General features: G+C 37.3%; 9 protein-coding genes, 1 tRNA gene and 1 pseudogene. 5 read left to right on the plus strand and 6 right to left on the minus strand.

Annotation, left to right across the window (positions count from 1 at the left end; genetic code table 11):
- Window positions 1–274: 274 nt before the first annotated feature.
- Window positions 275–2,026, plus strand: a complete 1,752-nt coding sequence (locus V7083_RS06185) for an ABC transporter transmembrane domain-containing protein (protein WP_335476462.1) — start codon at window positions 275–277, stop codon at window positions 2,024–2,026.
- A gap of 1 nt (window position 2,027) precedes the next feature.
- Window positions 2,028–3,821: an ABC transporter ATP-binding protein gene (locus V7083_RS06190; RefSeq protein ID WP_335476464.1), complete on the plus strand. Its 1,794-nt coding sequence runs from the start codon at window positions 2,028–2,030 to the stop codon at window positions 3,819–3,821.
- A 35-nt stretch (window positions 3,822–3,856) separates the two neighbouring features.
- On the opposite strand, the gene V7083_RS06195 is transcribed toward V7083_RS06190, so the two are convergent.
- A complete protein-coding gene (locus V7083_RS06195) occupies window positions 3,857–4,024 on the minus strand; it encodes an aspartyl-phosphate phosphatase Spo0E family protein (RefSeq protein WP_335476466.1) in 168 nt (55 codons plus the stop codon).
- Between the two features lie 254 nt (window positions 4,025–4,278).
- Here V7083_RS06195 and V7083_RS06200 point away from each other — a divergent pair, with 254 nt between their 5' ends.
- On the plus strand, window positions 4,279–4,986 hold the full coding sequence (locus tag V7083_RS06200) for a cytochrome c biogenesis CcdA family protein (protein ID WP_335476468.1): 708 nt from the start codon (window positions 4,279–4,281) through the stop codon (window positions 4,984–4,986).
- A 167-nt stretch (window positions 4,987–5,153) separates the two neighbouring features.
- A complete protein-coding gene (locus V7083_RS06205) occupies window positions 5,154–5,633 on the plus strand; it encodes a CcdC family protein (RefSeq protein ID WP_335476470.1) in 480 nt (159 codons plus the stop codon).
- Window positions 5,634–5,734: 101 nt separating this feature from the next.
- Here the strand turns inward: V7083_RS06205 and V7083_RS06210 are convergent, their stop codons facing one another.
- A complete protein-coding gene (locus V7083_RS06210; RefSeq protein WP_335476472.1) occupies window positions 5,735–6,160 on the minus strand; it encodes a DUF2621 domain-containing protein in 426 nt (141 codons plus the stop codon).
- Window positions 6,161–6,378: 218 nt separating this feature from the next.
- Between V7083_RS06210 and V7083_RS06215 the strand changes: the two genes are divergently transcribed.
- Window positions 6,379–6,475: transfer RNA gene (locus V7083_RS06215), tRNA-Sec, on the plus strand.
- A gap of 422 nt (window positions 6,476–6,897) precedes the next feature.
- On the opposite strand, the pseudogene V7083_RS06220 reads toward V7083_RS06215, so the two are convergent.
- The 4 genes and pseudogenes from V7083_RS06220 to V7083_RS06235 all read right to left on the minus strand — a co-directional run.
- A pseudogene (locus V7083_RS06220) lies at window positions 6,898–7,047 on the minus strand (S1 RNA-binding domain-containing protein); the annotation flags it as partial.
- A 138-nt stretch (window positions 7,048–7,185) separates the two neighbouring features.
- Complete coding sequence (locus tag V7083_RS06225) at window positions 7,186–7,767, minus strand: lysophospholipid acyltransferase family protein (protein ID WP_335476568.1); 582 nt, start codon at window positions 7,765–7,767, stop codon at window positions 7,186–7,188.
- A 2-nt stretch (window positions 7,768–7,769) separates the two neighbouring features.
- Entirely contained in the window at window positions 7,770–8,444 is a 675-nt protein-coding gene (gene cmk, locus V7083_RS06230) for a (d)CMP kinase (RefSeq protein WP_335476474.1), read from the minus strand.
- Window positions 8,445–8,554: 110 nt separating this feature from the next.
- Window positions 8,555–8,737, minus strand: a complete 183-nt coding sequence (locus tag V7083_RS06235) for a YpfB family protein (RefSeq protein ID WP_335476475.1) — start codon at window positions 8,735–8,737, stop codon at window positions 8,555–8,557.
- Window positions 8,738–8,857 lie beyond the last annotated feature (120 nt).

The raw sequence follows: 8,857 nt of genomic DNA on the forward strand, positions 1-8,857 counted from the left end.
CTACAAACCAATATGTTAGATATTTACCAAAATGAACTTGATGAGATTCAAGCAGAGATAAAATTAATAGATGAACGAAAAGAGGACCTTGCTTTAATTCATAAGCATCTTGAAGAGCAGTTTCATCTTGTAAAATAATTTCATTTGGACACCCTCGTTGAGGGTGTCTTTTCAAATGTACAGGTTTCTTAATCTTTATTATTTTGGAAATATTTGATAAAATTAAATCTCGGAATACGAAATGTTTATTTTTTATTGATTCGGGGGTGGTAGGGTGAAAGTATTTTTAGAATTGGGCTGGTTTTTTAAACAAGAGAAAAAAGCATACATAACTGGAATTCTCCTTTTATTATTGGTAGCGCTCTTACAGTTGGCGCCTCCAAAAATTATCGGTATTATTGCCGATCATATACATGAAGGAACTCTTACAAAAGGAATGTTGGGGAAGTGGATGCTCCTTTTAGTGGTCACTGGTCTTGCCATGTATATTCTTAGATATTTTTGGAGGATTATGATTTTCGGCTCTTCTGTCAAGCTTAGTAAGATGCTTAGGAATCGGTTATATCACCATTTTACAAAATTGTCACCATCGTTTTATCAAAAAAGTCGTATAGGTGATTTAATGGCCCACGCCACCAATGACCTTTCAGCGATTCAGCAAACAGCAGGGGTAGGCGTATTAACTTTAGTAGATTCGCTCTCAACAGGTGGCTTTGTCATTATGGCAATGGCGTTCACCATCAGTTGGAAATTGACGCTTATTTGCCTTATTCCTATGCCTTTTATGGCTTTGCTAACGAGCTGGTTTGGGACAATGTTACATAAAAGCTTTTATAAAGCCCAAGAGGCCTTTTCTTCCTTAAATGACAAAACACAAGAGAGTATAACTGGCATAAAGGTTATCAAGACGTTCGGTCAAGAAGAGGAAGATATTGAAGATTTCCGCAAACAATCAGAGGATGTTGTGCAAAAAAATATACTTGTAGCCAAGATAGATTCACTTTATGATCCTACTATCTCCATTATCGTAGCGATCTCTTTTTTCCTAGCCATTGTTTTTGGAGCCAAGTATGTTTTGAATGATGAATTAACGATTGGTGAGTTGATTTCGTTTACCACTTATTTGGGATTGCTGATTTGGCCCATGTTGGCATTCGGCTGGCTGTTTAACATTGTGGAACGTGGTCGGGCCTCCTATGACCGTGTAGCTGCCCTTTTAAGGGAAAAGGTGGAAATTTCGGACCAAGAAGGTGCTTTAGATCAAATGCCGCATGGTGATCTTCAATATCAGATTAACGAATTTACCTATCCAGGTGAGTCAAAACCTGTATTAAAGAATATTCATTTTACTTTAAAAAGAGGAAGCACCTTGGGAATTGTCGGGAAAACGGGTGCCGGTAAAACGACAATACTCAAACTGTTAATACGAGAATTTGAGGGTCAACAAGGTGATATTCGTTTTGGTGATAAGACTTTAAGCCAATACCGCCTAGGAAAATTACGTGAAGCGATTGGTTATGTCCCGCAGGATCACTTCCTGTTTTCTGCAACTGTCGCTGAAAACATTGCTTTTACCAATCCAAGTGTACCGCAAGGGGTAGTTGAGTATGCAGCTAAATTAGCCAACATCCATGAGGATATTCTCCAATTTACAGAAGGATATCAAACGGTGGTAGGAGAGCGTGGGGTTTCATTATCCGGCGGTCAAAAACAACGGATATCGATAGCTAGAGCCCTGCTAATGAATCCCGAAGTACTAATCTTAGACGACTCCTTATCAGCCGTTGACGCTAAGACGGAGGAAGCCATTCTTTCTTCATTGAAAGAAAACCGACAAGGAAAAACAACCATCATTACCTCACACCGTTTAAGCGCCATCCAACACGCCGATCTCATTTTAGTACTAGAAGAAGGGAAAATTATTGAACGGGGCACACACGAAGAGTTAATGACACTCAACGGTTGGTATCACGAAATGTTTATTCGGCAGCAATTAGAAGAATTGGTGGAGCATGGGGGGCGATAACATGGATGGAAAAATGGATCTTTCGGGTAAAGAGCAAAAAAAGGTGTTATTTCGCCTACTTTCCTATACGAAACCACATAAAAAAGTGATTGGCTTTGCATTCTTTCTCCTATTGTTAACCACTGTGGGAGACATTGTGCTGCCAATTTTAGTGAAGATCTTTATTGATGATTATTTGACACCTGGTAAGCTGGAGTTTAAGCCATTATTGATTTTCGGTTCAACCTATATGGGAATTCAAGTAGTCAAATCTATCCTATTATTTTTTCAATTGGTTAAATTTCAAGAAATTGCTTTGTTTATTATCCAGCAGCTGCGAATTGATGTGTTTTCAAAGGTTCAAGCTCTTGGGTTGAAGTATTTTGATAAGACTCCTGCTGGAAGCATCGTTTCAAGGGTTACGAATGACACAGAGGCAATAAAGGATATGTTTGTAACGGTCATTTCAACATTTATCCAAAGCGGGTTTTTACTATCGGGAATTTTTATTGCTATGTTTATTTTGAATGTGAAACTGGCCTTGTTTTGTGTGATCATCATTCCAGTTCTGATATTTGTCATGGCATTATACCGAAAACTAAGTTCACGATATTATCTTGATATGCGAGAGCGTTTAAGCCAATTGAATGCAAAACTTAGTGAATCTTTGCAAGGAATGTCCATCATTCAAGTATTCCGTCAAGAAAAACGCCTTCGCAAGGAATTTGGCCATATTAATGAGTTACACTATAATGCCGGCATGAAGAACATTAAAATTGATGGATTGCTTCTACGGCCCGCTATTGATTTAATTTATATTTTTGCCTTAATTATTGTGTTATCGTACTTTGGCATTGCGTCCTTTGATACCACTATCAAAATTGGAGTTGTTTACGCGTTTGTCAATTATTTAGAACGTTTCTTTGAACCAGTCAATCAAATGATGATGCGACTTAGTCTGTATCAGCAGGCGATTGTGGCTGGCTCACGCGTATTCCGATTGTTGGATAACGATGAATGGGCCCCTATCCAAAATGACGAAAAAGACCATATAATAAACGATGGAAAAATAGAATTTCGCAATCTAACTTTTTCGTATGATGGGCAACGGGATGTGTTAAAAAATATTACCTTTACAGCTAATCCCGGAGAAACAGTTGCCCTTGTCGGCCATACTGGCAGCGGTAAAAGCTCGATCATCAATTTAATGATGCGGTTCTATGAGTATGAACGCGGAGATATTCTAATAGATGGCAAGTCCATTCGGGAGTATTCCAAGCATGAATTACGGGAGAAATTAGGACTCGTTCTGCAAGATCCGTTTTTATTTTATGGAACGGTGATGGATAATATCCGACTTCATAACAAAACGATGACGGATGAGCAGATCAAAGAGGCAGCGAAGTTTGTTCAAGCACATACTTTCATTGAACGTCTGGATGATGGGTATAAACATAAGGGTGTGGAACGGGGATCAACTTTTTCCAGTGGACAACGGCAGTTATTAGCTTTTGCGAGAACCATTGCCGCCAATCCAAAAATTCTCGTTCTCGATGAAGCTACTGCCAATATAGATACAGAAACGGAAGAAGCGATTCAGACAGCTCTAGCAAAAATGCGCAAGGGGCGGACGACGATTGCTATTGCTCACAGGCTTTCTACGATCCAGGACGCAGATTTAATTCTCGTCCTCCATCAGGGTGAAATTGTTGAGCGTGGAACTCATCAAGAACTACTGGCGCAGGGAGGGTTATATCATAAAATGTTCCTCCTTCAAAATGGGTTAGTAGAAAGGTTGGAAGATGCTGTAAACTAAAAGAAAAAGCCTGGGAGACCAGGCTTATACATATATTATGATGTGGCTTTGGCCAAATACCTTCGATTATACTCGTTAAGCAGATTGTCCAGTTCTTGGCTATATCGAATAGCAACGGAGGAAGTAAAGCCGTAGGAGTTTGCGACTTTAATTAATTCAGCTCGTTTTAATTCAATTAATGTGATTAATTCCTGTTTGATCACGGCCGACTTTCCTTTCCGAAAAATATCCTAGGCTTTGGAAAAAAAGAAAAAAATAGTTTTTTTTAACTAGGAACTGTTTACTAGTATAACCTAACTTGTAAATAATTTCAAAGTGGTTTGTAAAAAATTATCCAATTAAAAATATTTCGAAAAAACAAAATCCTCTGAGACACAAAATATTCATGGTAATCATTATCTTTTGTAGTCAAGTTTTGTTAGAATGAAAAGGTATCGACTATTATGGGAGTGTTAATATGTCAGATGTAAATATTTTTATGGCAGCAGGTGCCGGTTTCATGAGTTTTATCTCCCCATGCTGTTTACCGCTTTATCCTGCGTTCCTTTCATACATAACTGGAATGTCCGTCGGGGAATTGAAGGGCGAAAACGCCATGCTTCAAAAACGCAGCCTTTTACATACTCTATTCTTTATTATCGGCTTTTCCATTATTTTTATTGCCATTGGCTTTGGAACCTCCCTGCTCGGCAACTTTTTCTTATCGTATAAAGATTTAATTCGTCAGTTAGGCGCCATCTTTATTATTTTATTTGGACTAATGATCGTCGGGATTCTAAAACCAGAATTTCTCATGAAAGAGCGCAAAATTGAATTTAAACATCGTCCATCAGGCTATATCGGTTCGATTTTAATTGGGATGGCATTTGCAGCTGGTTGGACACCTTGTACTGGACCCATTCTCGGATTTGTTATTAGTCTTGCGGCTTCTAATCCTGGCTCAGGTTTGGCGTACATGATTGCTTATACCCTTGGCTTTGCTATTCCGTTTTTCATTCTATCTTTCTTTATTGGACGCATGAATTGGATAAAAAAGAACAGTGCGACCATTATGAAGGTAGGGGGATATATCATGATTGTCATGGGTATACTGCTGTTCTTTGATTGGATGACAAAAATTATTCAAATCATCTCGCCTCTATTTGGCGGTTTTACTGGATTTTAAAACCATTTAAGGATTTCTTAAGTGGTTTTTACTTTAATTGNNAATTGCAATAACTTCCGTCGTTTCTTCAATGTTGGAAATGAATCGCAGTAAAAAATTTTTTCCAAAATCAATAATATGATATATAATGGGTAAGTAAATTTACAAATAAGGGAAGATTGGACACTATGAACTACGTTGTTATTTCTTCAGTTGGTGCCGTTTTTATGGGCTTCTTTGTTTTATTTGTCCGCATGAAGGCTGCCAAAAAACCAACCAATGTTAAAAAGATTATTTTACCGCCAATTTTCATGTCGACCGGAGCATTCATGTATGCAGTGCCACAGTTCAGATTGACCCAATGGGAAATCCTTGAGGCAGTTGTTGTCGGGATGTTGTTTTCTATTTTATTAATCAAAACATCTAAGTTTGAAATTCGTGACAATGATATCTATTTAAAGAGATCAAGGGCTTTTATCTTTATCCTTGTCGGATTATTAATTGTCCGTCTTGTTATGAAATCAATCCTCAGCAGCACCATCGACGTCGGCCAGCTCAGTGGTATGTTTTTCTTGCTTGCCTACAGCATGATTGTACCTTGGCGGATTGCGATGTATCGTTCCTATATGAAGCTCCATAAAGAAATGCAAGGGATTAAGATGATATAAATATTAGGACACTGACTCTTTTTTGGCGTCAGTGTTTTTTATTTGTATTGTAAGTTATATTTCAATCTACATAGAAAAAACCGTTCAAGAGAGGTGAACGGTTAAAATAAATGTTCGTATGGCTTTACATCAATTTTGTTTTCGAACAGTTTCTTGCGTAAAAATTTATGGTCACGCTTTGGTGTGGCCTGAATATAGCCGCGAATCACCAGTTCCTCAGAAATTTTAGGAGCTTTTTCGTTAAGTGCTAACTCACCAATTTTACCGGCAATCTTATGTCTAGCCACATCGCGAAAGAGTTCTGGAACCGGGCTTACTAAATCCTCAAGCAGCGCCTTTTCATCGGATCCCCATAAATGGCGTGATTCATTTACAAAATGCTCTTCCCAATCCATTACAGACTTGCCGTCCTCTTTGGGCATTTTCTTCAAAAACTTCCGAAACATAAAGTACCCGCCAATCCCAAATGAGAACACGAGAAAAAACACCCAAAATAAAATAAACCACATAAACCAACCTTCAAGCATGATTATTCACCTACAGCAATTTTTCTTTTCTTTATTATAAAGTGTTCTTTGAAAAAATGACAAGTTCTTGTCATTCATAAGTGGTCGGGAGGTCTTAGATACATCCTTTTCTCAAATTATAAAGTTGTCGGAAAAATGACAATACAAACTAGTGTATTGATTAATACTATTTACCATTGTAATATAGTTTTTAGAAATCGTTTTGCTAAATATCTAATGGGGCTGAATGGGGTACTGGTGTCCTCCACAGTCTTCAAAACTGCTTGTGCGGTGCGTGACATCGCAGCTGGGTTCGATTCCCAGGCAGTCCCGCCAAATATCCTAAAATAAGAAAATGTGATTGTCAAACCAATATACCTTTGGGTTGACTATTTTTTATATTTTTAAATCACAACTTAAGCAATTTGAAACGTTAGTATAACTAAAAAACCCCTGTCTCTATGAGATGGGGGCATTATTATGTATAAAACAAAAATTAATGAAAATAATAAGTATCTAAAAAGGAGAGGAATTATGAAGCAACCAGATTTTAACTTAGCCACGGGTTGGTGGTATCCAGCACTACTTAGTTGCATCCTTCTTTTAATGATATTATTCATGCCAAAGAAAAGAATCAGCTGGAAAGAAGTTTATATCCTATTCGCAATTGTCGGTTACATAGTGTGGATGGTTGATATGGTAGCTGCAGTACCATTTGACTTTTTTGATTTAGGAGATCCACAAAAAGAGGGATTGCCCGAAATAACATTATTCGGAATAATTCCATCAAGTTTACTGTCTCTAATATCAACAAGAACCTGTTTTTCTTCCACTTTTGTCACTTGCCCGGAGACCTTGTCTCCTACCTCAAAATTTCTTACTTCCACTTGATTTAACTCTTCAGACATATGTAATCCTCCTTCATCCATAACTGCAGAAACTAAACTATATATGATCCTAAACGGATTCATAAAAACTAAAGAATATTCAAAAAAAGAATCTCAATTATTAACTTCTTACAAATGCTCTATTTTGTCAAGCAGAACCTATTGATGTTCTTTAATAAGTTTATGAATTTCTGACATAATTAATTCGGTAACTATTTCAGCAGAGGCTTTAGATTTTCTTAATTCATCTAATTGAATGGGTTGCCCAAAAACCACCTTTAATTTATGTAAGCTTTTATATGGTCCAATCACAGCACAAGGAACAACTAAGCAATCCGACCTAAGAGCAAAGAACCCTGCTCCTGCCAAGCCTTTTCCTAAATCTCCTGTTTTACTTCTGGTTCCCTCAGGGAAAAGTCCTAATACATTTCCTTCTTTTAAAACTCCTATACCTTTTCTTAATGCTTCTCTGTCACTCATTCCTCGCTTAACAGGGAAAGCATTACATTTTCTGACAATTTCACCCAATACAGGAACTTTAAATATTTCTTCCTTTGCCATGAAATGAACAGGTCTTGGAGCCGAAATCCCAACAACAATAGGATCAAAATTATGGATATGGTTAGAGCATAACATCACTCCACCATCTTTTGGGAAATTTTCTGCCCCGATTACTTGTATTCGATACCAAGGTTTAAAAATGGAGTTCACAACTCCTCTAGCAAAAGCATAAAACGTCACCATCATCCAACCCTTTCAGACACAAGTGCCATTATTTTCTCGACTACTTCGTGAATGGTCAAAGAGGTGGTGTCGATTTCAATTGCGTCGTCAGCTTTTCTTAATGGAGCTACTTCTCTTTCTGAGTCTATTTTGTCCCTACGGGCTATTTCCTCTTTTAATTTTTCAAGATCAGATGGGAATCCTTTTTCTATGTTCTCATTATGCCGACGTACTGCTCGTTCTTCCACACTAGCAAGCAGGAAGAATTTCGCTTCCGCATTTGGTAGAACATGCGTACCGATATCCCGTCCATCCATAACAACGCCGCCATTTTTTGCAAATGCCTGTTGTCTTTTTACCATTTCCTCTCGTACCTTTTGATGCTTTGATACAATGGAAACAGAATTGGTAACTTCTGCAGTTCTTATCTCTTTTGTTACATTCTTCTGATCTAAGAACACCAATTGCCCATTTTCGGAAGGTTGAAGTTCAATTTCTGTATCCAGCAAGCAATCTATCATTGCTTCATGGTCTTCCAGATTAAGTTGGTTAGCAATTGCCTTAAATGTCAATGCCCGATACATTGCACCTGTATCTATATAGATATACGATAATTTTTCGGCAACAATTTTTGCAACGGTACTTTTTCCGGCTGCAGCAGGCCCATCAATCGCAATCGAAATTTTCTTATTCATAATTCCTCCTAAATACTTCCTGTTTTACACAAGGTTGTCCTTTTTCTATTTTACCACAAGATTGCATGATACTCCTTTTTTTCTTTACAAAATTAAAGCGATGTCTTTTATTATTTACCTTTTAGGGTTTGTAAAATATCTGTAAATTTAGTTTTACTAACTCCCTCATATTTGGTAATTTGTTTTAACTCAGGCATCACATCTAATTGATGAAAGATAAATTGAGATAAGAATAAAAAAAGAAACTGTACAAGGATGACTTTTATTAAAATTGCCTCTGCCTTTTTCAACATTTTTCCTCCAACCGATTTTTTACCTATTATTGGAGCAATGAAAATGTTTTATTCCCTAAGGTATATTTAGAAAAAGGCTGTGTTAAAGACCAGTGTTGGTTCTTTACACTCTGTTGATTG

This window comes from Bacillus sp. JJ1764, from assembly GCF_036962145.1.
GTDB lineage: Bacteria > Bacillota > Bacilli > Bacillales > Cytobacillaceae > Neobacillus.